A 23,687-nucleotide genomic window follows, 5' to 3' on the forward strand; every position below is an offset into this window, starting at 1 on the left:
GGTGACCTCGGGCATCCCCACCATCCTGGCCACCTCGGGTGGCGTCGTCCCCGGCCGGCGCACCCGGTGGGCCGCCGGGCCGCTGACCCGCCACGCCGTCGACCTCGCCGGCGTCGACGGTCGTGCGCCCAAGGTCTGCTACGTCGGCACCGCCGGCGGCGACGCAGCCGACGGCGTGCGCAACTTCTACGACATCGCGGCGCTCGAGGGCTGGCACGGCTCGCACCTGCAGCTGTTCACGATGCCCAACCACGCCGACATCGCCGGCCACCTGCTCGAGCAGGACGTCGTGTGGGTCTTCGGCGGCAGCGTCGCCGGACTGCTCGCCCTGTGGGAGCTGCACGGCGTGGGCGAGGCGATGCGCGCGGCCTGGCAGGCCGGGGTGGTGCTGACGGGCGTGAGCGCGGGCTCGATCTGCTGGCACGTCGGTGGCACCACCGACTCGTTCGGGCCCGAGCTGCGCGCGATCGACAACGGGCTGGCGTTCCTGCCCTACTCCAACGGCGTGCACTACGACTCCGAGGCCGAGCGGCGTCCGCTCTACCACCGGCTGGTCGCCGACGGCACCCTCCCGGCCGGCTACGCCACCGACGACGGCGCCGGGCTGCTCTACCGCGGCACCGAGATGGTCGAGGTGCTCACCGAGCGCGACCGGGCCCGCGGCTACCTCGTCGAGCGCGGACCCGACGGCGCCGCCGTCGAGACGACGCTCGACGTGCGCCGGCTCGGGTAGCCGCACTCAGGCCGGCGACTCCTCCTCGGGCTCGACGTCGGACGACGAGTCCCCCTTGGTCGCCTCGGTGGAGGTGTCCTCGCCCTCCTTGACCTCGAGCGGCACCTCGCCGGTCTCGGGGTTGTCCTCCGGGTCGAGGTCGCGCGGGACCGGGTCGCCGTCGGTGGCCTCGCCGTCGACGCCGTCGCTCTGCGGCATCGCGTCGACACCGCCGGGGTTGGGCTCACCCGGCTCGATCACGGCGTCGGGCTTGGGGCCGGGGTCGTGGCTCTCGCTCATCGTGCCTCCTGCACTCGGGGGTCTCGGGTCAGAAGCCGAAGGTCGTGTACGGCTCGATCGTGCCGTCGCGCAGTGCCTCGAGCACCACCCGTTCGTGGGGGACGACGGGGTCGGGCAGCTCGTCGAGGGCGAACCAGCGCAGGTCGGCGGCCTTGGCGGCCTCGACGATGCTCGGCTCGCCCGACCACGACCGGGCGGTGAAGAAGAAGTCGATGCGCTCGTCGATCGCCAGGTCGTGCCGGGTGCGCTGCATGGAGGTCGCGAACTCGAGGTCGAGGTCGGTGACCCCGATCTCCTCGAGCGCCTCGCGTCGCGCGGCCGTGACGGCGTCCTCGCCGCGCTCGACGTGCCCCGCGGCCGCGGCCGCCCAGTGGTCGTCCATGTAGCCGGTGCCCGTGCGCAGCTGCAGGAGCACCTTCGTGCGCCCGCACGACGAGCCCGTGCGCAGCAGGAAGACGTAGGCCGCGGGGACCACCACGAACCGGCCGTGGTCGGCCGCGTAGGTCTCGGTGTAGCCCTCGCCGGCGTCGTCGCTGGTGCCCTCGTGGACCGGCTGCGTCACTGCGACGGCTGGTCGAGCGAGGTCTCGGCGTTCTCCTCCTGCTGGGCGGCGCCGGCCTGCGCGCCGTCGCCGTCGCCCGGCGCCTCGCTCGGGTGCTCGCCCGGGGGCGGCTCGTCGAGGTCGAAGGCCTTGTTGTCCTCCTCGGGAACCGGCTGGGTCATCGGAGGTCGTCGTTCTTGCCGTCGAGCTTGTCGAGGGCGTCCTTGGCCTTGCTCGCCGCGCCCTCGATCTTGTCGTGGTGCTTGCCGCCGGTCTTGTCGTCGGCGAGGTCGGCGGCCTTGTCGATGCCGTCGGCGATCTTGTCGCCGTGCTGGTCGACGGCGTCCTCGACCTTGCCCTTGATGTTGTCCATGAAGCCCATGACGTCCTCCTGCGGTGCCCGGTGCTGCGTGCGGTGGGGATACGGCCAGACTACTGACATGCCCGCCGCCGTCGAGCCCCCGATCGTGGCGGTCGTCGGGCCCACGGCGGCCGGCAAGAGCGAGCTGTCGCTCGACCTCGCCGAGCGGCTCGGCGGCGAGGTCGTCAACACCGACGCGATGCAGGTCTACCGGGGCATGGACGTCGGCACCGCGAAGCTGCCGGTCGCCGAGCGACGAGGCATCGAGCACCACCTGCTCGACCTGCTCTCGGTGCGCGAGCCGGCCACCGTGGCGCAGTTCCAGGAGTGGGCGCGAGCAGTGGTGGCCGACCTGCGTGCGCGCTCGACGACGCCGGTGCTGGTCGGCGGGTCGGCGCTCTACACCCGCGCGATCCTCGACCGGTTCGAGTTCCCCGGCACCGACGACGCCGTCCGCGCCCGGTGGGAGACCGAGCTCGACCGGGTGGGCCCGGCGGCCCTGCACGCCCGCCTCGCCGAGGCCGACCCCGAGGCCGCCGCACGCATCCTGCCCGACAACGGACGCCGCGTCGTCCGCGCGCTCGAGGTCGTCGAGCTCACCGGCCGGCCGTTCTCGGCCTCGCTGCCCCAGCTGACCTACCTCGACCCGCGCACCGTGCAGGTCGGGGTCGAGATCGACCGTGCCGTGCTCGACCGCCGGATCGAGCTCCGCGTCGCCCGGATGTACGACGACGGCCTCGTCGCCGAGGTGGAGCGGCTGCTCGCCGACGGCCTGGCCGAAGGCCGCACCGCGGCGCGGGCGATCGGCTACAGCCAGGCGGCCGCGCACCTCGCCGGCGAGCTCACCCTCGACGAGGCGCGCGAGCGCACGGTGATCGCCACCCGCCAGTTCGCCCGGCGGCAGCTGGCGTGGTGGCGCAAGGACCCGCGCATCACCTGGGTGCCGTCCGACGCCGACGACCGCGTCGACCGGGCGCTGGCCGCGGTCGAGGCGGTGCGCTAGGCGCGGTGGCGGCCGGGCACCGAGCAAGATCGGTCGGGCGGCCGGCCTCGCGCGCCGTCACGATGGAGTCATGACCGGACGCGACCGCCTGCGCGAGCTGCTCGACGCCGTGCTGGACGACGACAACGACGACCTCGGCGCCATGGCCGGGCGGGCGTACTCGTCGCCGTTCCACTTCAGCAGGGTGCTGCGACGCGGCACGGGCGAGGCCCCGGTGGCCATGCGGCGACGGGTGATGCTCGAGCGGGCCGCCTGGCAGCTGCGCCGGGGGACCAGCGTGACCGACGCGGCGTTCGCGGCCGGCTACGGATCGGTGGAGGGCTTCGCCCGGGCCTACGCCCGCGGGTTCGGGCACCCGCCGAGCGCCACGCCGTCCAGGCCCGGCGACCACTGGCTCCCCGCCCCCAACGGCATCCACTTCCACCCGCCCACGTCGCTGTGGGTCCACACGACGGAGCGTCCGATGAACCCGGTCACCGAGACGATGGTCGGCCACGACCTCGACGACACCCGGCTCCTGCTCGACGAGGCCAAGGGCCTCGACGACGACGTCTACCGCCACGAGCACCTGCCCGGTGCGCTCGTCACGGCCTGGGACGGCGGGGAGGGCTCGATCGCCGTCGTGCTCGAGCACCTGGTGCGGAGCCGCGAGGTCTGGCTCGCCGCGATCGACGGCGCCGACCACCCGGTCCGCGGGGGCGACGACGTCGCCGCCCTCGTCGCACGCCACGAGGCCGTCGCGCCGCGCTGGCGCGCCGTGTGGCGCGACGTCGAGCGCCGCGGTGCGTGGGACGACGTGCTCGTCGACGCGCTGTGCGACCCGCCCGAGAGCTTCGTGATGAGCAGCGTGCTCGCCCACAACCTCACCTACGCCGCCTACCGCCGACAGCTCGTGCGCCTCATGCTGCGCGCGAGCGGCCGCACCGTCGACGAGGGCGACCCGATCATGTGGCTCCGCGGCCGCACCGAGCACGAGGAGGACCGATGACCCGCTACCGCTACTACACCGCCAGCTCGCTCGACGGCTTCATCGCCGACCAGCACGACTCGCTCGCCTGGCTGTTCGTCCAGGAGCACGACGAGGACGGGCCGGGCTCCCACGACGCCTTCATGGCCGACGTCGGCGCGATGGTCATGGGCGCCACGACCTACGCCTGGATCGGCGACCACCTGCGCAGCTCCGGCGAGCGGTGGGCCTACGCGATGCCGTGCTTCGTCTTCACCCACCGCGAGCTCGAGCCGCTCGGCGAGGGGATCACCTTCGTGCAGGGGGCGCCGGCCGATCACCGGGACGCGATCGAGGCGGCGTCCGGCGACCGCGACGTCTGGGTGGTGGGCGGCGGCGCCCTCGCGGCCGACCTCGCCGAGGCCGGCATGCTCGACCAGGCGATCGTGTCGATCGCCGCCGTCACCCTCGGGGCGGGCCGGCCGCTGTTCCCACGCCGTTGCGACCTCCGCCTGAGCGACGTCGCCCGCAACGGTGCGTTCGTCGTCGCGACCTACGACGTGGTCGGGAGTCCCACGCGGTGGTAATCCACGTGCCGATGAGTCCTCGGTCCTGAGAGGGTCGACCCCGTTATGACGACGACGCCCGAAGCCTCAAAGCCCGAGGCCACCGCACCCGCAGGCCTGAGCCACGCCGAGGCGCCCGACTACGGCGTGCTCCGCTGGCTCGTCGCGGCCACCTTCATCGTGATCCTGAACGAGACGATCATGGTCAACGCGATCCCGCGCCTGACCACGGACCTCTCGGTGAGCAACTCCACCGCCCAGTGGCTCACGAGCGCCTTCATGCTCACCATGGCCGTGGTCATCCCGGTCACCGGCTGGTTCCTGCAGCGGGTCACGACGCGTCAGGCCTTCGGCTCGGCGATGGCGGTCTTCGCCACGGGCACCCTCGTCGCCGGTCTCGCGCCCACGTTCGAGGTGCTGCTCGCCGGTCGCATCGTGCAGGCCACCGGCACCGCGATCATGATGCCGCTGCTGATGACCACCTTGATGACGATCGTGCGCGAGCAGGACCGCGGACGGATCATGGGCAACGTCACCCTCGCGATGTCCGTGGCACCCGCGCTCGGCCCGAGCGTCTCGGGCCTCATCCTCGAGGTGGCCTCGTGGCGTTGGATGTTCTTCGCCGTGCTGCCGGTCTCGATCGCCATCGCGCTCGTCGGCCTGCGCCGCCTCACCGACGTCGGCGAGACCGTGGCGGGCGACATCGACTGGACGAGCGTGCTGCTCTCCGCCATCGGCTTCGGTCCGTTCGTCTACGGCCTGTCCGAGCTCGGGGCCGAGAACGACCACCCGGCCTGGATCGCGTGGCTGGCCATCGCCGTGGGCGTCGGCGCCATCGTCGCCTTCGTGCTGCGCCAGCTCTCGCTGCAGCGCAGCGGGACGCCGTTGCTCGACCTGCGCACCCTGCAGCACCCGGTCTTCGCCAAGGGCCTGCTGCTGATGTCGGTCGCCTTCATGGCGATGCTCGGCTCGATGATCCTGCTGCCGCTCTACCTGCAGAACGTGCACGGTCTCAGCGAGCTCGAGTCCGGACTGCTGGTGATGCCCGGTGGCCTCGCCATGGGCCTGCTCGGTCCCCAGGTCGGCAAGGTCTACGACCGGCTCGGTGCGCGTCCGCTGCTCGTGCCCGGTGCCCTCGGCATCCTGGTCGCGCTGGCGCTGCTGACCCAGGTGACCCTTGACCTCTCGGTGTGGTTGCTGCTGCCGGTGCACGTGCTGCTCATGGTCTCGCTCGCCTTGGTCTTCACGCCGGTGTTCACCCTCAGCCTCGGCTCGCTGCCGCCGCACCTGTACTCCCACGGCAGCTCGACCCTCGGCGCGCTGCAGCAGGTCGCCGCCGCCGCCGGCACCGCCGTCGTCATCGCCGTGGTCACCGCCCGGTCGACGGCGCAGGCGCAAGCCGGGGCCGGCGAGCTCCAGGCCCTGGTCGACGGCATGCGCTGGGGCTTCGGTGTGGGTGCCGTGCTCGGCGTCGCCGTCCTGGTGCTCGCACTGCTGATGCCCAACCGCGTCGCGTCCGACGCTCCGGTGGCCGCGGGCCACTGACCGCGACCGGTTGGGACGCCCTGGGTCGAGGCGAGCTGTCGGTGGGGTGTGGCAAGGTGCGGGGACGCCCTCGATCTCGGGAGGATCACCATGCGTCGCACCCTCGTCGCCGTCCTCGGCACCTCGCTCGCTACCACGTTGGTCGTCACCGCCCCGCCGCCGGCACCCGCCACCCCCGGCGCGGCGCCCACCGACACCCCGACGACCACCGCGTCCACCGTGGCCAAGGCGCCGCAGCTGCCGAAGCGGGCCACCGCGATCGGTCGCGGCGGCGGTGTCACGTCGGTCGACCCCGACGCCACGCGCATCGGTCTGAACGTCCTGCGCCGCGGCGGCAACGCCGTCGACGCGGCGGTGGCCACCGCCGCGGCGCTCGGGGTCACCGAGCCCTACAGCGCGGGTGTCGGCGGCGGCGGCTACTTCGTCTTCCACGACGGCCGCACCGGGCGCACCCACACCATCGACGGCCGCGAGACGGCGCCCAGCGCGATCCCGCGCAACGCCTTCGTCGACCCGGCCACCGGTGAGCCCTACGAGTTCACCCCCGACCTCGTGACGAGCGGCGTGTCGGTCGGCGTGCCGGGCACGCCGGCCACGTGGCGCACGGCGCTGCGCCGGTGGGGCACCCGGCCGCTGGCCCGCATGCTCGAGCCGAGCGCGCGCCTGGCCGAGCGCGGCTTCGTGGTCGACCCGACGTTCCGCTCGCAGACCCAGGACAACGTCGAGCGCTTCCGGGCGTTCACCTCCACCCGCAAGCTGTTCCTCGAGGGCGGTGCGCTGCCGCGGGTCGGGTCGCGGTTCAAGAACCCCGATCTCGCGCGCACCTACCGCAAGCTCGGGCGTGACCCGCAGCTGTTCTACCGGGGCGCGCTGCCGCGCCAGATCTCCAAGACGGTGCGCACGCCACCGGTCGCGCCCGGTACCGACCTGCCCGTGCCGCGCGGCTACCTGCGTCCGGTCGACTTCCGTCGCTACCGCGCGAAGGTGCAGGCGCCCACACGCACCCGCTACCGCGGCATGACCGTGCTCGGCATGGCACCGTCGTCCAGCGGCGGCACCACCGTGGGCGAGGCGCTCAACATCCTCGAGAAGAGCAACCTCCGGCGCCTGTCGAACCCCGCCTACCTGCACCGCTACCTCGAGGCCAGCGCACTCGCCTTCGCCGACCGGGCCGCCTACGTCGGCGACTCCTCGAAGGTGAAGGTGCCGGTCAACACGCTGCTGTCGCAGAAGTACGCCGACGAGCGGGCCTGCGGGCTCGACCCCGACACGGCCGCGACCAAGCCCGTGCCGGCCGGCAACGTGCGCCGCTTCGACGGCCGCTGCGCCACGCCGTCCACGCGGGCCACCGACGACGAGGACAACGAGAACATCTCGACCACGCACCTCACCACCGCCGACCGGTGGGGCAACGTCGTGTCCTACACGTTGACCATCGAGCAGACCGGTGGGTCCGGCATCGTCGTCCCGGGCCGTGGGTTCCTGCTCAACAACGAGCTCACCGACTTCAGCCTGGTCTACGACCCCGCCGACCGCAACCGGCTGCAGCCCGGCAAGCGCCCCCGCAGCTCGATGTCGCCGACGATCGTGCTGCGGCCGAACGGCAAGCCGTTCCTCGCGGTGGGCTCGCCGGGCGGTTCGACGATCATCACCACGGTGCTGCAGGTGCTGCTCAACCGGCTCGACCGGGGCATGTCGCTGCCGGCCTCGGTCGCCGCACCGCGCGCCACCCAGCGCAACACCGCCACGGTGTCGGCCGAACCGGCCTTCCTCGAGCGCTACGACGCCGCGCTCTCGGCCTACGGCCACGACCTCGTGCCGTCGGGCGACTCCTTCACGAGCGCGGCCGAGATCGGGGCCTTCACCGGCATCGAGATCGGTCCGCGCGGGCGCCTCACGGTGGTCGCCGAACCGAAGCGGCGCGGCGGCGGCTCGGCGCGCGTGGTCACGCCCCGCTGAGCCGCTGCCGCCGGCGGCGTACCGTGGTCGCGTGACCTGGACCGAGATCGCCGACGTCGACACGCTCGTCGAGATCGTCGGCCTGCCCGTGCCGCGGGCGCGCGACAAGGGCCGGCCCGCGCTGCTCGACGTCGACCGGCAGTGGCTCGCGGCCTCGCCGTTCTGCGTGATGGCGACCGCCGACGCCGACGGCCGTTGCGACGCCTCGCCCAAGGGCGACCCGGCCGGCGACCTCGTGCACGTCGTCGACGACACGACGATCGCGATCGCCGAGCGTCCGGGCAACCGGCGCGCCGACGGCTACCGCAACATCCTGGCCAACCCCCACATCGGCCTGACCTTCCTCATCCCCGGCCGCGGCGACACCCTGCGGGTCAACGGCCGCGCCCGGCTCGTCTCGGACGCGCCCTTCTTCGACGAGATGGTCGTCAAGGGCCACCGCCCGCTGCTCGCCGTGGTGGTCGAGATCGAGGACGTCTTCTTCCACTGCGCCAAGGCGTTCCTGCGCTCGGGCCTGTGGCAGCCCGAGACCTGGGACCCCGAGGGCGTCGTGCCCCGCCGTGCCGCGATCGCCCAGGCGGTCGAGCCCGACGGTCACACCCTCGACGAGCTCGACGACTACTACCGACCGGAGAACTACGCGCAGGGTCTCTACGCGTGAGCGCCTACCCGTTCCTCAAGGGCCACGGCACCCGCAACGACTTCGTGATCCTGCCGGACCTCGACGGCTCGGTGCACGGCGACCTCGACGACGACCGCGTGCGGGCCCTGTGCGACCGGCGCGGCGGCATCGGCGGCGACGGCGTGCTGCGTGTCGTGCGGCGTGACGGGCGCTGGTTCATGGACTACCGCAACGCCGACGGCTCGATCGCCGAGATGTGCGGCAACGGCATCCGCGTCTTCGCCCGCTACCTCGCCGACGAGGGTCTCGTCGACGTCGACGACACCGTCGAGGTCGACACCCGCGCCGGCGTCAAGGCGATCACCTTCGTCGGCGACCAGGTTGCCGTCGACATGGGCACGGCGACCATCGTGGGCGAGACCGAGGTATCGGTCGGTGAGCGCACCTGGAGCGCCGCCCGCGTCGACGTCGGCAACCCGCACGCGGTCGCCTACGTCGACGACCTCGCCGAGGCCGGTGCGCTGCTCGAGCCGCCGCGGCACGACGAGACGGTCTACCCCCACGGCGTCAACGTGGAGTTCGTCGTTCGGCGCGGGCCCGACCACGTCGCGATGCGCGTGCACGAGCGCGGGTCGGGCGAGACCCAGGCCTGCGGCACCGGCGCCTGCGCGGTCGCGCTGACCGCGATGCCCGCCACCGGGGAGGCCACCGTGCGGGTCGACCAGCCCGGCGGCACGGTCTCGATCACCCGCACCGCCGACGGCCGCGTGCTCATGACCGGTCCCGCCGTCGTCGTGGCGAGCGGGACGACGGCGCTCTGAGCCCGTCCCTGCTGACCATGACATCGTTGGTGTCACGGTCGCTATGCTGCCGGGCATGGACCTCAAGGGATCTTCTGCCATCGTCACCGGCGGCGCGTCGGGCATCGGCGCCGCGGCCGTCCGCCAGCTCGCCGACCTCGGCGTCACCGTCGTCATCGCCGACCTCCAGGCCGAGAAGGGCGAGGTGCTCGCCGAGGAGGTGAAGGGCGTCTTCGCCCACGTCGACGTGACGAACACCGAGCAGATCGGCGCCGCCGTCAAGGCCGCCGCCGACATCGCGCCGCTGCGCGCCGTCGTCAACTCGGCCGGCATCGGCTGGGCGCAGCGCACGATCGGTCGCGACGGCACCGTCGAGTCGGCCCACTCGCTCGAGGCGTTCACCAAGGTCATCGCGATCAACCTCATCGGCACCTTCGACATGGTCCGCCAGGCCGCCACCGCGATGAGCCTCAACGAACCCGACGACGACGGCTGCCGCGGTGCGATCGTCAACCTCGCCTCGGTCGCCGCCTTCGACGGCCAGATCGGCCAGGCGTCGTACTCGGCGTCGAAAGGTGGCGTGGTCGGCATGACGCTGCCCGTCGCGCGCGACCTCGCGGCCTCGGGCATCCGCCTCAACACCGTCGCCCCCGGCCTCATCGACACCCCGATCTACGGGGAGGGCCCCGAGTCCGAGGCGTTCAAGGCCAAGCTCGGCGAGAGCGTGCTGTTCCCGCGACGCCTCGGCACCGGCGCCGAGCTCGCCTCGATGGTGATCGAGTGCCTCACCAACTCCTACATGAACGGCGAGACGGTGCGGCTCGACGGCGGCATCCGGATGCCTCCCAAGTGACGCCGCGACCTCAGTCGGCGAGGTCCTGGCGCTCCTGGGGCGTGTAGGCCGGCATCGGCGCGCCGGCGTCGGTCATGCGGGCGGCGCGCATCTGGCGGATCTTCTCGCTGTTCTTGCCCATCGCCTCGCGTCCCTTGCCGCGGGCGTAGGTCATCGACTGGGCCTCGGGCACGCCCAGCGACCGGCCGACCTCGACGGCGTCCTGGTCGGCGCCCAGGTACATGAACTGCCAGCCCCACTGGGTGGTCTGCTGCTCGACGAGGGCCTTGACCGCCGGGCCGTGCCACTCGCGGCTGGCGTTCTCGTGGCCGTCGGTCATGACCGCCACGATCACGGTGCCCGGACGACGCTCCTCGGGCAGGGCGGCGAGGTACTCGCCGGCCTCGGTGACGAGGCGGCCCATGGCGTCGTGGAGCGCGGTGCGGCTGCGCGGCTGCAGGTCGAGCGCGGGCACGTCGGCGACGTCGACGTCGCGGTAGACGACGTCGTAGCGGTCGTCGAACTGCGCGAGCGTGACCTTGCAGGCCCCGGGGGCGGCGCGCTGCTCGTCGACGAACGCGGCGAAGCCGCCCTCGATGTCGGACTTGATCGACTGCATCGAGCCGGAGCGGTCGAGCAGGAAGTACAGGTGGGTCAGGGTCTGGTCGGTCATGGTCATGATCCCTTCGGTGGGGTGGGCCGACGGGCCTTGAAGCGCATCGGGGCGGCGGCAGGGGCTGCGGGAGCCGGGGGAGGGGCGCCGGTCTCGGCGTCGTAACGGGCCCGTTCGACGGCCGCCGCGGTGACGCGGCCGTCGGCGTTGGCGTAGGGAGCGAGCGCCGCGGTGCGCGCCAGGCGGGGGCCGACCGCGTTCTCGGACAGCCCTGCCTTGGCGCCGGCGCCGCGGAGCGACGCGCGCCGATGGACGACGGCCTCGGCCATCGACTCGTCGATCAGCTCGGCCAGGGTGTCGGCCGCCGCTCGCAGGTGGGGGAGAGCCTCGTCGGCCTCGAGCTGCTCGGCGGCCGCCAGGGCGTCGCGGAGGGCCTGGACGAGGGCGGGGTCGATCGGCATGTCGTCGACCGTAGCCGCATAAACTGCGGATACGCAACTAGTGCGGCCTCGCATCATCTGCGGTTGTCGGTGGCGTCGGGTAGACAGGAACGATGAGCTCCACCAGCAGGGCGCGGATGAAAGCGGCTCGTCAGGGCGTTGCCCCAGAACTAACCTGGAGGCATATGACGAACGCACAAGCCCGTGACTTCAACCTCGACGCCGAGCTCGAGGAGACCGACGACTGGCCCGAGACCGACGACTTCGAGTCCGGCTACGCCGACGAGCCCGACCCGGAGGCCGTCGACCCCACCACGGGCGCGATGGACCTCGCCGAGCGGCACCAGCTGCGCCGGGTGGCCGGGCTGCGCACCGAGCTCGAGGACATCACCGAGGTCGAGTACCGCCAGCTGCGGCTCGAGCGCGTCGTGCTCGTGGGCGTGTGGACCGACGGCACCGTGCAGGACGCCGAGAACTCGATGGCCGAGCTCGCGCTGCTCGCCGAGACCGCCGGCTCCGAGGTGCTCGAGGCGATCTACCAGCGTCGTCAGACGCCCGACCCGGCCACCTACATCGGCCGCGGCAAGGTCGAGGGGCTGGCCGAGATCGTCGCCGCGACCGGCGCCGACACGGTGATCTGCGACGGCGAGCTCGCCCCGAGCCAGCTGCGCAACCTGGAGGACCGCACCAAGGTCAAGGTCGTCGACCGCACCGCGCTGATCCTCGACATCTTCGCCCAGCACGCGAAGTCGAAGGAGGGGCAGGCGCAGGTCGAGCTGGCCCAGCTGCAGTACATGAAGCAGCGCCTGCGTGGCTGGGGTGGCAACCTGTCGCGCCAGGCCGGTGGCCGGGTCGGCGCCGACGGCGGCGGCATCGGCGGTCGTGGCCCCGGTGAGACGAAGATCGAGACCGACCGGCGGCGCATCAACGACAAGATCGCCAAGCTGCGTCGCGAGCTCAAGCAGATGAAGGTCACCCGCGACACCAAGCGCACCGACCGCAAGCGGCACCACATCCCGTCGGTCGCCATCGCGGGCTACACCAACGCCGGCAAGTCGTCGCTGCTCAACCGGCTCACCGACGCCGGCGTGCTCGTGGAGGACTCGCTGTTCGCGACCCTCGACCCGACCACCCGGCGCACGACCACCGCCGACGGGCGCATCTACACGATGAGCGACACGGTCGGGTTCGTGCGGCACCTGCCGCACCAGATCGTCGAGGCTTTCCGCTCGACGCTCGAGGAGGTCGCCGACGCCGACCTGATCCTGCACGTCGTCGACGGCTCGCACCCCGATCCCGAGGGCCAGATCTCGGCCGTGCGTGCGGTGCTCGCCGACGTCGACGCCGCCGACGTGCCCGAGCTCATCGTGATCAACAAGGCCGACGCCGCCGACCCGATCGTGCTCGACCGCCTGCGTCGGCACGAGCCGCACTCGGTGGTCGTCTCGGCCCGCACGGGCGCCGGCATCAAGGAGGCGCTGGCCCGCGTCGAGAGCGAGCTGCCGCGCCCCGGCGTCGAGTTCGAGGCCCTGCTGCCCTACGAGCGCGGCGACCTGCTCAACCGCCTGCACCAGCAGGGCGAGATCGACTCGCTCGACCACACCGCCGACGGCACGATCGTCAAGGGCCGGGCCAACCCCGACCTCGCGGGCGAGCTCGATCCCTACACCGTCTGAGTCGGCTCCGACAACGCCGCTGGCCCGCCGTCCGAGGACGACGGGCCAGCGGGTGACCTGGTGACCGGAAGACCTAGAAGGTCAGGTGGTCGAGGTAGCAGCGGCCGACGGCGGCCGAGGTGAGGGGCGTGACGTCGGGGGTGTCGTTCTCGACGATGTACTCCTCCACCTGGTGCTTGGCGAAGATGCGGGCGAAGTCGACGACACCGGTGCCAAGGTCGGACATGTCGCCGGTTGAGGCGTCGCGGTCCTTGACGTGGTACTGACGCACCTTCTGCGGGGCGTCGCGGACGACGTCGATCGCGAACTGGTCGGGGTCGCCGGAGCCGGTCTGCACGCCCGCGGTGTAGGCCCAGTAGAGGTCGACCTCGAGGTGCACGAGCTTCTTGTCGAGGCGCGAGGTGAGCACGTCCCACGGGGTCGTGCCGCCACCGAGGTCGGTCGTGAACTCGTGGGCGTGGTTGTGGTAGCCGTAGGCGATGCCGTAGCGCTTGGCCTGCTGGGCCTCGTTGTTCATCTGGTCGGCCCACTGCTGCCACTGCGACAGGCTGGACGAGGCCAGGTAGGGCACGTTGATGTACTTCTGGCGCAGGATCGCGGCGTTGCGCAGCTTGGTCTGCAGGGCGGCCGGGGTGGCACTGATGCCGTCGTGGCTCGAGCTCGACGCGATGTCGAAGCCGTCGAGGAACTCGTGCAGCTCGGAGGCCGTGCGGGTGCCGAAGCCGGCCAGCTCGACGCGGTTGTAGCCGTACTGCGCGAGGCGCCGGATGACGAGGTCGAAGCCCTCGCGGGTGCCCATCGCGGCGCGCAGCGTGTAGAGCTGGATGCTGATGAGCTCCTGCGGGACCTCACGCTGCCGACCGTGACCGTGACCGTGGCCGTGACCCGGGCCCTTGCCCTTGTCCTTGCCCTTGCCGGTGGCGAAGGACGGTGCTGCGCCGGCGAGCGCCGTCAGCCCGATCGCGCCGGCTCCGGCGGCCGCGGTGCCGCGCAGGACGTGACGGCGCGAGTGGCCGCGCTCCTCGGCAGAACGCTGGAGGGCGCCGTCGCCATCGAACCCGAAACACATGGTGGAACTCCTGTCGTCTGCGGATCGACCCGGAGATGGGGTCGGACTCACTGTGGCAGCGGTCACCAGTTCTGTCGAGGGTCCGGCAAAAGATTTCCGACAGGTGTACGGAAGTAGCAGTGGCGCGCTACCCCGATCGGCTGCGCCGTGCCGGGGCCGACCCGCAGACTGGACGCCGTGCCCCTCGGGATCCTGCTCCGCGCGCGACGGCTCCTGCCCGTCGTGCTGGCCCTCGTCGTCGCGACCGTGTCGACGGCGGTCGTCGTATCCCGTGCCAGCGGCAGCTCGGCGGTGACCTGCGAGAGCCGGGCCGAGGCGGCCGCCGAGCGGCGGGCGCTCGACACCGGCCACGGAGCCCCGGTCGTGGTGATCGGCGACTCCTACTCGGTCGGGCTGGAGGTCGAGCCGCTGCAGTCGTGGCCCACCCGGTTGCCCGGTCGCGTGCACGTCGACGGCTTCTCGGGCTCGGGCTTCAGCGCTGACGCCAGCCCCTGCGGCGCGGGGGTCTCCTACGCCGGCCGCGCCGCCCAGGCCCTCGCGGGCCACGACGACGCACTGGTCGTCGTGCAGGGCGGGCTCAACGACCACCGGCGCAGCGACGCCGAGATCGCCCGGGGCTACGAGGCCCTCCTGCGCGGCCTGGTCGGGTACCGGGTGCTTGTCGTCGGCCCGCCGCCGGCGCCGTCGCGGGCCGCGGAGGTGCCGCGCGTCGACGCCGTCCTGAAGCGCATGTCGGTCGGCTTCGGGGTGGACTACCTGTCGATGGCCGACGCCGACCTCGACTACCTCGACGACCGTCTCCACCTCACGCCCGAGGGCCACCGCGAGTTCGGCGACCTGGTCGCCCAGCACATCAACGCTCGACCGTGACCTCCACCAGGTCGGGGCGCTTGCACACCGGCTCCGAGCCGGGCGGACGGCGCCGCACCTGGCCGGCCAGCCACGGCCCGAGGAACGTGGCCGCCCACCGCGCCTCGCCGGCGACCAGCCGCACCGGTCGCAGCCGGGTCGGCCCGACCTCGGACCACGAGTCGTCGCTGCCGGGCAGGTCGAGCAGGCGGGCCATGCCCGCGGCGACCCGGCGGTGACCCTCGGGCGAGCCGTGGATGCGGTCGGCGGCCCACAGCTCGCGCGCGGCGCCCATCGGAAGTCCGGCCAGCTCGAGCGTGGGGACGCCGTGGCGCCGGTGCACCTCGCGCAGCCGGTCGTGGAACGCGCGCTGCCGTCCGGCGAGCCACCCCATGACCGGCAGCATCTTGGCGACGTCCGGGCTGGTCATCGAGACCACGTGCGCCCCCGCCTCGCGCAGCGCGACGACGGTCGACTCGATGGCCTCGATCGTGGCGTCGAGGTCGTAGTCGTGGCGCAGCAGGTCGTTCATGCCGACCGCGACCGAGGCCAGGTCCGGGGCCAGGTCGAGGGCGCGCGGCAGCTGGACGTCGTGCACGTGCCGGGCCCGGCAGCCGCGCACCGCGAGGTTCGCGTAGCGCAGCCCGGGGCTCGTCGTCGCGGCCAGCTGCTCGGCCAGCCGGTCGGCCCAGCCGCGCGGCGAACCGTCGGCGCGCAGGTCGTCGAGGCCCTCGGTCTGGCTGTCGCCCAGCGCGACGAACCGCCGGTACGAGGCCCCCTGCGTCACGGTGGTCACGCTACTCGCGCCGACCCCGGCCGGGATGTCCTGCTCGTCGCCGTCGGGCCTACAGTGTCCCGGTGCCCCAGGACCTGACCGTCATCGTCCTCGCCGCCGGTGGTGGCACCCGCATGAAGTCGAAGACGATGAAGGTGCTGCACCAGGTCGGCGGTCGGAGCATGATCGGCCACGTGCTGCGCGCTGCGCAGGCCACCGAGCCGCGCCGCATCGTCGCCGTCGTCGGGCACCAGCGCGAGCAGGTCGGCGCGCACATCCACAGCCTCGTCGCCGACGCGGTGCTCGCCGTCCAGGAGGAGCAGCTCGGCACCGGCCACGCCGTCCGGGTGGCGATGGAGTCGCTGGTCGCCGACGAGGCGCCCGCCACCGGCACCGTCGTCGTCGCCACGGGCGACACGCCCCTGCTCACCGGCGAGAGCCTCACCGCGTTCGTGGCCGAGCACCTCGCCTCGCAGGCCGCGGTCAGCATCCTCAGCGGCGTGGTCGACGACCCGTTCGGCCTCGGCCGCGTGCTGCGCAACGACGAGGGCGACGTGCTCGCGATCGTGGAGGAGAAGGACGCCACCGCCGAGCAGCGCGAGGTGCACGAGATCAACTCCGGCATCCTCGCCTTCGACGCCGCCTTCCTCGCCGACGCCCTGCCGCGCATCGGCAACGACAACGCCAAGGGCGAGTACTACCTCACCGACGCCATCGGCATCGCCCGCGGCGACGGGCTCACGGTGAGCGCGCACCCCATCGACGACGTCAAGCAGACCGAGGGGGTCAACGACCGCGCCCAGCTGGCCCGCATGGGCGCGGAGATGAACCGGCGCATCGTCGAGCGCTGGATGCGCGACGGCGTCACCGTGATGGACCCCGCGACCACCTGGATCGACGCCGACGTCGTGCTCGCCGAGGACGTCACGATCCTGCCCGGCACCCAGCTGCTCGGCAGCACGGTCGTCGCCGAGGACGCCGTCATCGGCCCCGACACCACCCTGCAGCACTGCGAGATCGGCGTCGGCGCCCGCGTGGTGCGCACCCACGCCGAGCTCGCCGTCATCGGCTCCGAGGCCACCGTCGGGCCGTTCTCCTACCTGCGGCCGAACAGCCAGGTCGGCGCGCGCGGCAAGGTCGGCGCGTTCGTCGAGACCAAGAACTCCGTCATCGGCGACGGCGCCAAGGTGCCGCACCTGTCCTACGTCGGCGACGCCGACATCGGCGAGGGCACCAACATCGGCGCCGGCACGATCGTGGCCAACTACGACGGCGTCGCCAAGCACCGCACGGTCATCGGCCGGCACGCCAGGACGGGCTCGAACAACACGTTCGTCGCCCCGGTCACCGTCGGTGACGGCGCCGGCACCGGCGGCGGCACCGTCGTGCGCGACGACGTGCCGCCGGGGGCGCTCGCCGTGAGCGCCGGCCCGCAGCGCACCATCGAGGGCTGGGCCGAGCGTCGACGTCCAGGCACCGACCAGGCTCGGGCCGCCGCCGAGGCGGTGGCACAATCAGGGCCGCACGAACCAGGCCCGGACGACCAGCCCAGCTGAGGGAGCACCACGTGACCGGCATCCAGAAGACCACCGAGAAGAACCTCATGGTCTTCAGCGGCCGGGCCCACCCCGGGCTCGCCGACGAAGTCTCCGAGCTGCTCGGCACCCCGCTCGTGCCGACGTCGGCCTACGAGTTCGCCAACGGCGAGATCTACGTGCGCTACGAGGAGTCGGTGCGCGGCTGCGACGCGTTCGTCATCCAGAGCCACACCGCGCCGATCAACGAGTGGGTCATGGAGCACCTGATCATGGTCGACGCGCTCAAGCGCGCCTCGGCCAAGCGCATCACGGTGGTCATGCCGTTCTGGGGCTACAGCCGACAGGACAAGAAGCACCGCGGTCGCGAGCCGATCTCGGCCCGCCTCATCGCCGACATGTTCAAGACCGCCGGCGCCGACCGGATCATCACCGTCGACATGCACGCCGACCAGCTGCAGGGGTTCTTCGACGGTCCCGTCGACCACCTCATGGCCCTGCCGCTGCTCACCGACTACATCAAGACCAAGTACGGCGACCAGCAGCTCGCGATCGTCTCGCCCGACGCCGGCCGGATCAAGGTCGCCGAGCGCTGGTCGGCCCGCCTCGACGGCGCCCCGCTGGCCTTCATCCACAAGACCCGCCGCACCGACCGCCCCAACGAGACCGTGGCGAACCGCGTCGTCGGCGAGGTCGAGGGCCGGCTGTGCGTGCTCACCGACGACATGATCGACACCGGTGGCACCATCGTGAAGGCCGCCGAGGCTCTCGTGGCCGAGGGCGCGGCCGGCGTCGTCATCGCCGCGACCCACCCGATCCTGAGCGGTCCGGCCATCGACCGGCTGAAGAACTCCTCGGCCGTCGAGGTCATCGTCACCAACACCCTGCCGATCTCTCCCGACCGCGAGTTCGACAAGCTCACCGTGCTCTCCATCGCCCCGCTGGTCGCCCGCGCCATCCGCGAGGTGTTCGAGGACGGCTCGGTCACCAGCATGTTCGACGGTCACGCGTAGCTGAATCGGCTCGCTCCGCGAGCCGCGCCGAGCTGGCGTCGTCGTGGCGCTCGGCTCGCTCAGGAGCCGACCGTGGCCGGCCGGGGCATCACGCTCTGTCGTCGAGCGCGTCCTGCCACTGCCGGGTCAGCACGGTGCTCGTGACGCCGGCGAGGGCGGCCGCGACGGCGTCGAGCCGGTCGCGGTCGAGCGGGACGGCGGGGAACGCCTTGCCGACGGTCTGGGCGAAGGCCTGGCCGCGCTCGGCGAGGGCGGGCGCCTCGGCGACGTAGCGGTCGACGTAGGGCAGCACCAGGTGGGCCTGCTCGGGCTGCCACAGGCCGGCGAGCACGGCCTCGAAGTGGCGGTTGGCGACGTCGGGGCGGGTGGCGGCGGCCCAGGCGGCCTCCTTGGCCTCGCGGCTCGGCCGCGCGGCGAGGGCCCGGGCGGCGCCGAGGTCGCCGTCGACGGTGCCGTCGCGCCGGCGTTCGGCCTCGACGAACGTCGCGTCGGCCCCGCCGAGAGCGGCGAGGCGTGCGACGACCCGCCAGCGCAGCGCGGCCGGCCACGGCGTGCCGTCGACGCTGTCGGCGTCGAGCCACCCCTCGAGCAGGGCGGTGTCGCGCGTGGTGGCAGCGAGACCCTCGGCCAGGGCGAGCCGCAGCTCGTCGTCGGACGTCGCACCGAGGGCGTCGTCGCACGACGCCGCGATCACCTCGAAGGCGGGCTCGACGTCGTGGTCGGCGAGGCGCTCGGGCACCACGGCGCCGAGCGTGCGGGTGAGCACCGCGGTGACGATCATCGGGTCGGTCTCGGCCGGGAGCAGCCGGGCGAGCATCGACAGGAACTCGGATGCGTCCAGCGAGCGGGTGCGGACGGCGTCGAGGAGGTGGCCCCACACGACGGCACGGGCGAGGGGGTCGTCGAGCGCACCCAGGCGCCGGCCGAACGCCTCGAGCGAGACCGGGTCGAGCGAGACCTGGGCGTAGGTCTCGCTGCGGGCGTTGGGCAGGACGACGAGGTCGCGGGCCTCCGGCAGGGGCACGGGCCGGTCGGCGAGGTCGACCATCGAGCCACCGACGGGGCGCAGGTCGGCGTCGTAGGTCGCCACCCAGAACCGGTGCGGGCGCGACCCGACGCGGTGCAGCACCGGGACGCCGTCGCGGTCGCGCTCGACGCGGACGGTGTCGAAGCCGGTGGTGCGCAGCCACGCCTCGGCCCACGCGACGACGTCGCGGTCGGAGGCGTCGTCGAGGGCGCGCACGAAGTCGGCGAGCACGGCGTTGCCGAGCCGGTGGCGCGACAGGTAGGCGTTGACGCCGGCCAGGAACGTCTCGTCGCCGAGCCAGGTCACGAGCTGGGTGAGGCAGGAGTTGCCCTTGGCGTAGGAGATCTGGTCGAAGTTGCCGGCCGCCGCGTCGACGTCGGGCACGTCGTCGGCGTCGGGGGCGACCGGGTGGGTGGAGCGGCGGGCGTCGGCGCGGTAGGCGTTGAGCTTGTTGACCGACTCGAACCGCACCCGCAGCGTGTCGCGGCCGAGCACGTGGCTCGCCACCCGGACGCCCATGTAGTCGGCGAAGCTCTCCTGCAGCCAGGTGTCCTCCCACCACGTCATCGTCACGAGGTCGCCGAACCACATGTGCGCCATCTCGTGGGCGATCACCGACGTCCGCCCTGCGCGCAGGCGGTCGGTGAGGGCGCCCCGGGGGAGGTACTCGTCGCGGTAGGTGACGCAGCCCGGCGTCTCGAGCGCGCCCCAGTTCTGGCCGGGCACGAACGCCTGCTCGTAGGAGTCGAAGGGCATGGGCTCGTCGAACAGGGTGGCGTAGTGGTCGAAGCAGGCCTCGGTCGTGGCACGCAGCTCGTCGAAGTCGCGGTCGAGCTCGGCGGCCAGCGAGGCCCGGGCGTGCCAGGCGAACGGCAGGCCGGCGTGCTCCCAGGCGCGGGTGTGCCACGGCCCCGCGCAGACGACGAACATCGCCGGCGGGATGGGCAGGGTGGTGGCGAACTGCCATCGGCCGTCGCCGAGCGAGGTGGTCCGCCCGTTGGCCATGACCGACGACGACGGGTCGGCCGTGACGGCCAGGGTGACCGGCGCCTTGAGGTCGTTCTGGTCGAAGCAGGCGAAGACCTTCTGGGCGACGTCCATGCCCACGTAGGCCGCGACGTAGGTCGCGCCGTCGGCCGGGTCGGTGAAGGTGTGCATGCCGTCGCCGTCGGTCACGTAGGGCACGCGCGCGTCGACGACGACCTCGTGGGTGCCGCCGAGGCCGGTCAGCGTGATTCGCCGTCCGTCGTAGGCCGCGTCGTCGAGCCGGACGCCGTCGAGCGTGGCGACGAGGTCGGTGGCCGCCGTCAGCTCGAGGAACGTGGTCGGGGCCGAGCAGGTGAAACGCACCGTCGTCCGGCAGCCGTAGTGGCCCTGGTCGGGCGCGGTCAGGTCGAGGTCGAGGGCGTAGGAGACGTCGGAGACGGCGGCGGCGCGGACGCGGGCTTCGTCGAGGGTGAGGCTCACCCAAGCACCCTACGGACCCGGCGGGTTTGGCCAAGCGGCCTCGATCGCCGTAGAGTTCTGGGGTTGCCTCGGCGAGGGAGCCCCACGCTCCGTGATCGACAGGGCCGGCTGATCCTCACGCCGCGCTGTCGCGCGGCGTTCGTGCTCTTCGGACTGTTTCCGACCGAGGCCCGCCGACCACGAACACCAAGGAGACCAGCATGTCCGAGACCGAGAAGATCGCCGCCGAGACCCGCACCGAGTTCGGCAAGGGCGCCGCCCGCCGCATCCGCCGCGAGGACAAGATCCCCGCCGTCGTCTACGGCCACGGCAACGACCCCATCCACGTCACCCTCCCGGGCCACGCCACGATGATGGCGCTCAAGCACGGTGGCGCCAACGCGCTCCTCGAGCTCGACATCGACGGCTCCTCGCAGCTCGCCCTGACCAAGCAGGTCCAGGTCGACCCGATCCGCCGCGTCATCGAGCACATCGACTTCGTCGCCGTCCGCAAGGGCGAGAAGGTCACCGTCGACGTCCCGGTCATCGTCGTCGGCGACGCCGCGCCCGAGACCCTCGTCGTCACCGACAACGCCACGGTGCAGGTCGAGGCCGAGGCCACCAACATCCCCGAGTCGATCGAGGTCAGCGTCGAGGGCCTCACCGCCGGCACCCAGATCACGGCCGCCGAGCTGCAGCTGCCCGCCGGCACCACGCTCCTGGTCGACGGCGACACCCTCGTCGTCAACGTCACCGAGCAGATCTCCGCCGAGGCCCTCGAGGCCGAGCTGGAGGAGGCCGAGGCCGAGGCCGGCATCGAGCGCGACGAGTCCGACGACGAGGCCGGCGACGACGCGGCCGAGTCCGAGGAGACCCCGGCCACCGAGGAGTGATCCTCGCTCGGCTCAGGTGGTTCCTGGGCCGGTTGATCTCGCCCGTCCGATCGGACGGGCGGCACGAGACCCAGGAGGAGACCGGCGACATGGCCGAGGTGTGGCTCGTCGTCGGTCTCGGCAACCCCGGCGAGAAGTACGCCGGGCACCGCCACAACATCGGCTACCTCGTGGTCGACGAGCTGGCCCGCCGCCTCGGCACCCCGCTACGCGCCCACAAGACCGGGCGCGCCGAGGTGGCCGAGGGGCGGCTCGGCCCCCCGGGCGCAGACGGACCGCGCATCGTGCTGGCCCGGCCGCGGTCGTACATGAACGAGGTCGGCGGCCCGACCAAGGCGCTGACCACCTTCTACAAGGTGCCGCCCGCGCGGGTCATCGCCATCCACGACGAGCTCGACATCGACTTCGGCACCCTGCGGTGCAAGCTCGGCGGCGGCGACAACGGCCACAACGGCCTCAAGTCGCTGCGCTCGTCGTTCGGCACCGGCGACTTCTACCGCGTCCGCGCCGGCATCGGCCGCCCGCCGGGCCGCCAGGACGTCGCCGACTTCGTGCTCTCGAACTACTCGGGCGTCGAGCGCAAGGAGCTGCCGTTCCAGGTCGACACCGCCGCCGACGCCGTCGAGTCGTTGATCGTCGACGGTCTCGAGAAGACGCAGCAGAAGTTCAACTCCTGAGCCGCCCGGGCGTGCCGGTAGCCCCGCTCACGTCGTGCGCGGGGCTGGTGGGGCGGTCAGGGATGTCGGCGGGCTCGGGTGCCGGGTGGTGGACGCCGGTCGACGGTCTTCTCGACGCCGGTCGGGCTGGTCCAGGCATACAGGCCCGGTTCGAGCATCCGGTAGGCCCACCGGCCGTGGGTCTTCGCGCGGTGGTGGCGTCGGCAGAGCAGCGCGAGGTTCCAGGTCGCGGTGATACCACCGGACTCCCACGCGACGACGTGGTCGAGGTCGACCCGGCGGCGGGTGCAGTCGGGGAAGACGCAGCACCGGTCGCGCAGCGTGACGCGTTCGCGGATCGCATCGCTGGGTCGGTAGGCGGAGGTCTCGACGGATTCGGCGAGGTCGATCACCGGCTTCACCGTGACCTTCGTGCGGGCCGCCTGACACCACTCGCGGACCTGCTCGACCAGCAGCGGCGTCTGGGTGTTGTCGAGCAGACCCGGCAGATCAGGGTGGGCGGCGTCGAGGTGGGCGTAGATCGTGACCCCACGGCCGGTGCCGCTGGCGTCGAGGTCGAGCGCGAGCTGGGTGCGGGCCATCTCCCCCAACGCCTGCGAGCGCCGGACGTCGAGGGGGTCGGTCGAGCCGAGGTCAGCCAATTGTTGGGCGCCGTCGCGCAGGGCGTGTTCGAGGTCGATCGCGTCCGCGGTGTCGAGGGTGGCGATGACGTCGACGGTGCCGTCGGTGGTCGCACCGGCGAGGTACACGGTGACGCGCCGGTCCTCCAAGGCCGCCAACCGTCGGGCCTCAGCATCGTCGGGGTCGTGCTCGGCCCGGGCGGCGTCGACGGTGCGGTCGAGCTGAGCGAACGAGCACCGATCCGCCACCGGCGCGATGAACCGGTCGACGTGCCAGGCGGCGGTCTCGGACAGGGTCATGGTCGCATCAGCGATCTTGAACGCCCGCCACACCGGGACCTCGTGCTTCACCACCCGCATATAGAGCTTCGGGAGCCGGTGGGCGAGCTCGAGCGACCGGCCGAGGTAGGTCAGGCCGGCGTCGGTGCTCGTCCCGAGCGAGAGGGCGAGGTCGAGCGCGGCGTACTCCGGCACCGCCGGCGCACCCGGGCCGGCCAGGTGCAAAGGCCGCTCGACCGACTGAAGCAACACGACGACCTCGTCCGAGGTGGCCTCGTTCCGCTCAGCCCACGCCAAGACCGACTTCAGCGTCTCGACCTGCGCGTCGGCCTCGGCGAGACGCCGGCCACGCACCGCAAGCAGCAGCGGATCGCTGCTGGTCTTCGTCGCGGTGGCCATAGGCCATGCTACCACGCATTCGAACGCATGTTCGATAGTCGGGTACTTCGATCTGGCGGCTCGGGTGGCGGGCTCAAACGGCTGCTGCAACGAGCCTCTGGTTGAGGACCCTGGCCGGAGTCTGCCAGTCGAGGGTCTTGCGTGGCCTGGTGTTCAGTCTGAGGGCGATGTCGTCGCAGTCGGTCTGGG

At 72.5% G+C, this 23,687-nt stretch carries 25 protein-coding genes and 1 pseudogene; 15 read left to right on the forward strand and 11 right to left on the reverse strand.

Annotated features, from left to right (window positions below; genetic code table 11):
• The first annotated feature begins 1 nt into the window (after position 1).
• Positions 2 to 733, forward strand: a complete 732-nt coding sequence (locus ABFT23_RS07975) for a Type 1 glutamine amidotransferase-like domain-containing protein (protein ID WP_347893974.1) — start codon at positions 2 to 4, stop codon at positions 731 to 733.
• A 6-nt stretch (positions 734 to 739) separates the two neighbouring features.
• On the opposite strand, the gene ABFT23_RS07980 is transcribed toward ABFT23_RS07975, so the two are convergent.
• From ABFT23_RS07980 to ABFT23_RS07995, 4 genes are read right to left on the reverse strand one after another with little or no spacing between them, the layout of a single operon-like run.
• A complete protein-coding gene (locus ABFT23_RS07980) occupies positions 740 to 1,012 on the reverse strand; it encodes a hypothetical protein (protein WP_347893975.1) in 273 nt (90 codons plus the stop codon).
• A gap of 28 nt (positions 1,013 to 1,040) precedes the next feature.
• Complete coding sequence (locus ABFT23_RS07985; RefSeq protein ID WP_347893977.1) at positions 1,041 to 1,574, reverse strand: NUDIX hydrolase; 534 nt, start codon at positions 1,572 to 1,574, stop codon at positions 1,041 to 1,043.
• Positions 1,571 to 1,735, reverse strand: coding sequence for a hypothetical protein (locus ABFT23_RS07990; RefSeq protein ID WP_347893979.1), 165 nt, complete (start codon positions 1,733 to 1,735; stop codon positions 1,571 to 1,573). Before ABFT23_RS07990 ends, ABFT23_RS07985 begins: the two co-directional genes overlap by 4 nt.
• Entirely contained in the window at positions 1,732 to 1,935 is a 204-nt protein-coding gene (locus ABFT23_RS07995) for an antitoxin (RefSeq protein ID WP_347893981.1), read from the reverse strand. The genes ABFT23_RS07990 and ABFT23_RS07995 overlap by 4 nt, the downstream gene beginning before the upstream one ends.
• A gap of 58 nt (positions 1,936 to 1,993) precedes the next feature.
• Here ABFT23_RS07995 and miaA point away from each other — a divergent pair, with 58 nt between their 5' ends.
• From miaA to ABFT23_RS08035, 8 genes are all read left to right on the forward strand, one after another.
• A complete protein-coding gene (miaA, locus tag ABFT23_RS08000) occupies positions 1,994 to 2,917 on the forward strand; it encodes a tRNA (adenosine(37)-N6)-dimethylallyltransferase MiaA (RefSeq protein WP_347893982.1) in 924 nt (307 codons plus the stop codon).
• Between the two features lie 70 nt (positions 2,918 to 2,987).
• Entirely contained in the window at positions 2,988 to 3,905 is a 918-nt protein-coding gene (locus tag ABFT23_RS08005; RefSeq protein ID WP_347893984.1) for a helix-turn-helix domain-containing protein, read from the forward strand.
• A complete protein-coding gene (locus ABFT23_RS08010) occupies positions 3,902 to 4,450 on the forward strand; it encodes a dihydrofolate reductase family protein (RefSeq protein ID WP_347893986.1) in 549 nt (182 codons plus the stop codon). The genes ABFT23_RS08005 and ABFT23_RS08010 overlap by 4 nt, the downstream gene beginning before the upstream one ends.
• A gap of 45 nt (positions 4,451 to 4,495) precedes the next feature.
• Positions 4,496 to 5,974: an MDR family MFS transporter gene (locus ABFT23_RS08015; protein ID WP_347893988.1), complete on the forward strand. Its 1,479-nt coding sequence runs from the start codon at positions 4,496 to 4,498 to the stop codon at positions 5,972 to 5,974.
• A 90-nt stretch (positions 5,975 to 6,064) separates the two neighbouring features.
• Positions 6,065 to 7,933, forward strand: a complete 1,869-nt coding sequence (gene ggt, locus ABFT23_RS08020) for a gamma-glutamyltransferase (protein WP_347893990.1) — start codon at positions 6,065 to 6,067, stop codon at positions 7,931 to 7,933.
• A 31-nt stretch (positions 7,934 to 7,964) separates the two neighbouring features.
• Positions 7,965 to 8,594: a pyridoxamine 5'-phosphate oxidase family protein gene (locus ABFT23_RS08025; protein ID WP_347893992.1), complete on the forward strand. Its 630-nt coding sequence runs from the start codon at positions 7,965 to 7,967 to the stop codon at positions 8,592 to 8,594.
• Positions 8,591 to 9,376, forward strand: a complete 786-nt coding sequence (dapF, locus tag ABFT23_RS08030; RefSeq protein ID WP_347893994.1) for a diaminopimelate epimerase — start codon at positions 8,591 to 8,593, stop codon at positions 9,374 to 9,376. Before ABFT23_RS08025 ends, dapF begins: the two co-directional genes overlap by 4 nt.
• Before the next feature lie 55 nt (positions 9,377 to 9,431).
• Positions 9,432 to 10,208, forward strand: coding sequence for an SDR family NAD(P)-dependent oxidoreductase (locus tag ABFT23_RS08035; protein ID WP_347893995.1), 777 nt, complete (start codon positions 9,432 to 9,434; stop codon positions 10,206 to 10,208).
• Between the two features lie 10 nt (positions 10,209 to 10,218).
• Here the strand turns inward: ABFT23_RS08035 and ABFT23_RS08040 are convergent, their stop codons facing one another.
• Positions 10,219 to 10,860, reverse strand: coding sequence for a vWA domain-containing protein (locus ABFT23_RS08040; protein ID WP_347893997.1), 642 nt, complete (start codon positions 10,858 to 10,860; stop codon positions 10,219 to 10,221).
• 2 nt (positions 10,861 to 10,862) lie between these two features.
• Positions 10,863 to 11,261, reverse strand: coding sequence for a hypothetical protein (locus tag ABFT23_RS08045; protein ID WP_347893999.1), 399 nt, complete (start codon positions 11,259 to 11,261; stop codon positions 10,863 to 10,865).
• Between the two features lie 164 nt (positions 11,262 to 11,425).
• Here ABFT23_RS08045 and hflX point away from each other — a divergent pair, with 164 nt between their 5' ends.
• Positions 11,426 to 12,916: a GTPase HflX gene (gene hflX / locus ABFT23_RS08050; RefSeq protein WP_347894001.1), complete on the forward strand. Its 1,491-nt coding sequence runs from the start codon at positions 11,426 to 11,428 to the stop codon at positions 12,914 to 12,916.
• Between the two features lie 73 nt (positions 12,917 to 12,989).
• On the opposite strand, the gene ABFT23_RS08055 is transcribed toward hflX, so the two are convergent.
• Positions 12,990 to 13,985 carry a sugar phosphate isomerase/epimerase family protein gene (locus tag ABFT23_RS08055; protein ID WP_347894003.1) on the reverse strand — a complete coding sequence of 332 codons (996 nt, stop codon included), beginning with the start codon at positions 13,983 to 13,985 and terminating at the stop codon, positions 12,990 to 12,992.
• 177 nt (positions 13,986 to 14,162) lie between these two features.
• Between ABFT23_RS08055 and ABFT23_RS08060 the strand changes: the two genes are divergently transcribed.
• Positions 14,163 to 14,855, forward strand: a complete 693-nt coding sequence (locus tag ABFT23_RS08060) for an SGNH/GDSL hydrolase family protein (RefSeq protein WP_347894005.1) — start codon at positions 14,163 to 14,165, stop codon at positions 14,853 to 14,855.
• Here ABFT23_RS08060 and ABFT23_RS08065 read toward each other — a convergent pair.
• A complete protein-coding gene (locus tag ABFT23_RS08065) occupies positions 14,839 to 15,621 on the reverse strand; it encodes an SGNH/GDSL hydrolase family protein (RefSeq protein ID WP_347894007.1) in 783 nt (260 codons plus the stop codon). The genes ABFT23_RS08060 and ABFT23_RS08065 overlap by 17 nt on opposite strands.
• A 71-nt stretch (positions 15,622 to 15,692) precedes the next feature.
• Here ABFT23_RS08065 and glmU point away from each other — a divergent pair, with 71 nt between their 5' ends.
• Positions 15,693 to 17,165: a bifunctional UDP-N-acetylglucosamine diphosphorylase/glucosamine-1-phosphate N-acetyltransferase GlmU gene (glmU, locus tag ABFT23_RS08070; RefSeq protein ID WP_347894009.1), complete on the forward strand. Its 1,473-nt coding sequence runs from the start codon at positions 15,693 to 15,695 to the stop codon at positions 17,163 to 17,165.
• Positions 17,166 to 17,176: 11 nt separating this feature from the next.
• The gene (locus ABFT23_RS08075; protein WP_347894011.1) at positions 17,177 to 18,157 is read left to right on the forward strand and encodes a ribose-phosphate diphosphokinase; all 981 of its coding nucleotides are present in this window, start codon (positions 17,177 to 17,179) and stop codon (positions 18,155 to 18,157) included.
• Between the two features lie 88 nt (positions 18,158 to 18,245).
• Here ABFT23_RS08075 and pepN read toward each other — a convergent pair whose 3' ends face one another.
• A complete protein-coding gene (gene pepN, locus ABFT23_RS08080; protein ID WP_347894013.1) occupies positions 18,246 to 20,651 on the reverse strand; it encodes an aminopeptidase N in 2,406 nt (801 codons plus the stop codon).
• Between the two features lie 200 nt (positions 20,652 to 20,851).
• Here pepN and ABFT23_RS08085 point away from each other — a divergent pair, with 200 nt between their 5' ends.
• Positions 20,852 to 21,523, forward strand: coding sequence for a 50S ribosomal protein L25/general stress protein Ctc (locus tag ABFT23_RS08085; protein ID WP_347894015.1), 672 nt, complete (start codon positions 20,852 to 20,854; stop codon positions 21,521 to 21,523).
• An 89-nt stretch (positions 21,524 to 21,612) separates the two neighbouring features.
• Positions 21,613 to 22,200 (forward strand): aminoacyl-tRNA hydrolase, encoded by a 588-nt coding sequence (pth, locus tag ABFT23_RS08090; protein WP_347894016.1) that lies wholly within the window; start codon positions 21,613 to 21,615, stop codon positions 22,198 to 22,200.
• A gap of 56 nt (positions 22,201 to 22,256) precedes the next feature.
• Here the strand turns inward: pth and ABFT23_RS08095 are convergent, their stop codons facing one another.
• Positions 22,257 to 23,498: an HNH endonuclease signature motif containing protein gene (locus ABFT23_RS08095; protein ID WP_347894018.1), complete on the reverse strand. Its 1,242-nt coding sequence runs from the start codon at positions 23,496 to 23,498 to the stop codon at positions 22,257 to 22,259.
• A 73-nt stretch (positions 23,499 to 23,571) separates the two neighbouring features.
• Positions 23,572 to 23,687: pseudogene (locus ABFT23_RS22585) on the reverse strand (IS30 family transposase); the annotation flags it as partial.

Origin of the sequence: Nocardioides secundeburneus, assembly GCF_039939255.1 — a bacterium.
Classification (GTDB): Bacteria; Actinomycetota; Actinomycetes; order Propionibacteriales; family Nocardioidaceae; genus Nocardioides.

Bases quoted from the DNA above. Each gene is read 5' to 3' on its own strand.
- ABFT23_RS08095 (WP_347894018.1), bottom strand. From the start codon at position 23,498: ATGGCCACCGCGACGAAGACCAGCAGCGATCCGCTGCTGCTTGCGGTG.
- ABFT23_RS08085 (WP_347894015.1), top strand. From the start codon at position 20,852: ATGTCCGAGACCGAGAAGATCGCCGCCGAGACCCGCACCGAGTTCGGC.
- ABFT23_RS07990 (WP_347893979.1), bottom strand. From the start codon at position 1,735: ATGACCCAGCCGGTTCCCGAGGAGGACAACAAGGCCTTCGACCTCGAC.
- ABFT23_RS07995 (WP_347893981.1), bottom strand. From the start codon at position 1,935: ATGGGCTTCATGGACAACATCAAGGGCAAGGTCGAGGACGCCGTCGAC.
- ABFT23_RS08055 (WP_347894003.1), bottom strand. From the start codon at position 13,985: ATGTGTTTCGGGTTCGATGGCGACGGCGCCCTCCAGCGTTCTGCCGAG.
- pth (WP_347894016.1), top strand. From the start codon at position 21,613: ATGGCCGAGGTGTGGCTCGTCGTCGGTCTCGGCAACCCCGGCGAGAAG.
- ABFT23_RS08035 (WP_347893995.1), top strand. From the start codon at position 9,432: ATGGACCTCAAGGGATCTTCTGCCATCGTCACCGGCGGCGCGTCGGGC.
- ABFT23_RS07980 (WP_347893975.1), bottom strand. From the start codon at position 1,012: ATGAGCGAGAGCCACGACCCCGGCCCCAAGCCCGACGCCGTGATCGAG.
- ABFT23_RS08015 (WP_347893988.1), top strand. From the start codon at position 4,496: ATGACGACGACGCCCGAAGCCTCAAAGCCCGAGGCCACCGCACCCGCA.
- ABFT23_RS08045 (WP_347893999.1), bottom strand. From the start codon at position 11,261: ATGCCGATCGACCCCGCCCTCGTCCAGGCCCTCCGCGACGCCCTGGCG.
- ggt (WP_347893990.1), top strand. From the start codon at position 6,065: ATGCGTCGCACCCTCGTCGCCGTCCTCGGCACCTCGCTCGCTACCACG.
- ABFT23_RS08005 (WP_347893984.1), top strand. From the start codon at position 2,988: ATGACCGGACGCGACCGCCTGCGCGAGCTGCTCGACGCCGTGCTGGAC.
- hflX (WP_347894001.1), top strand. From the start codon at position 11,426: ATGACGAACGCACAAGCCCGTGACTTCAACCTCGACGCCGAGCTCGAG.
- ABFT23_RS08040 (WP_347893997.1), bottom strand. From the start codon at position 10,860: ATGACCGACCAGACCCTGACCCACCTGTACTTCCTGCTCGACCGCTCC.
- ABFT23_RS08010 (WP_347893986.1), top strand. From the start codon at position 3,902: ATGACCCGCTACCGCTACTACACCGCCAGCTCGCTCGACGGCTTCATC.
- miaA (WP_347893982.1), top strand. From the start codon at position 1,994: ATGCCCGCCGCCGTCGAGCCCCCGATCGTGGCGGTCGTCGGGCCCACG.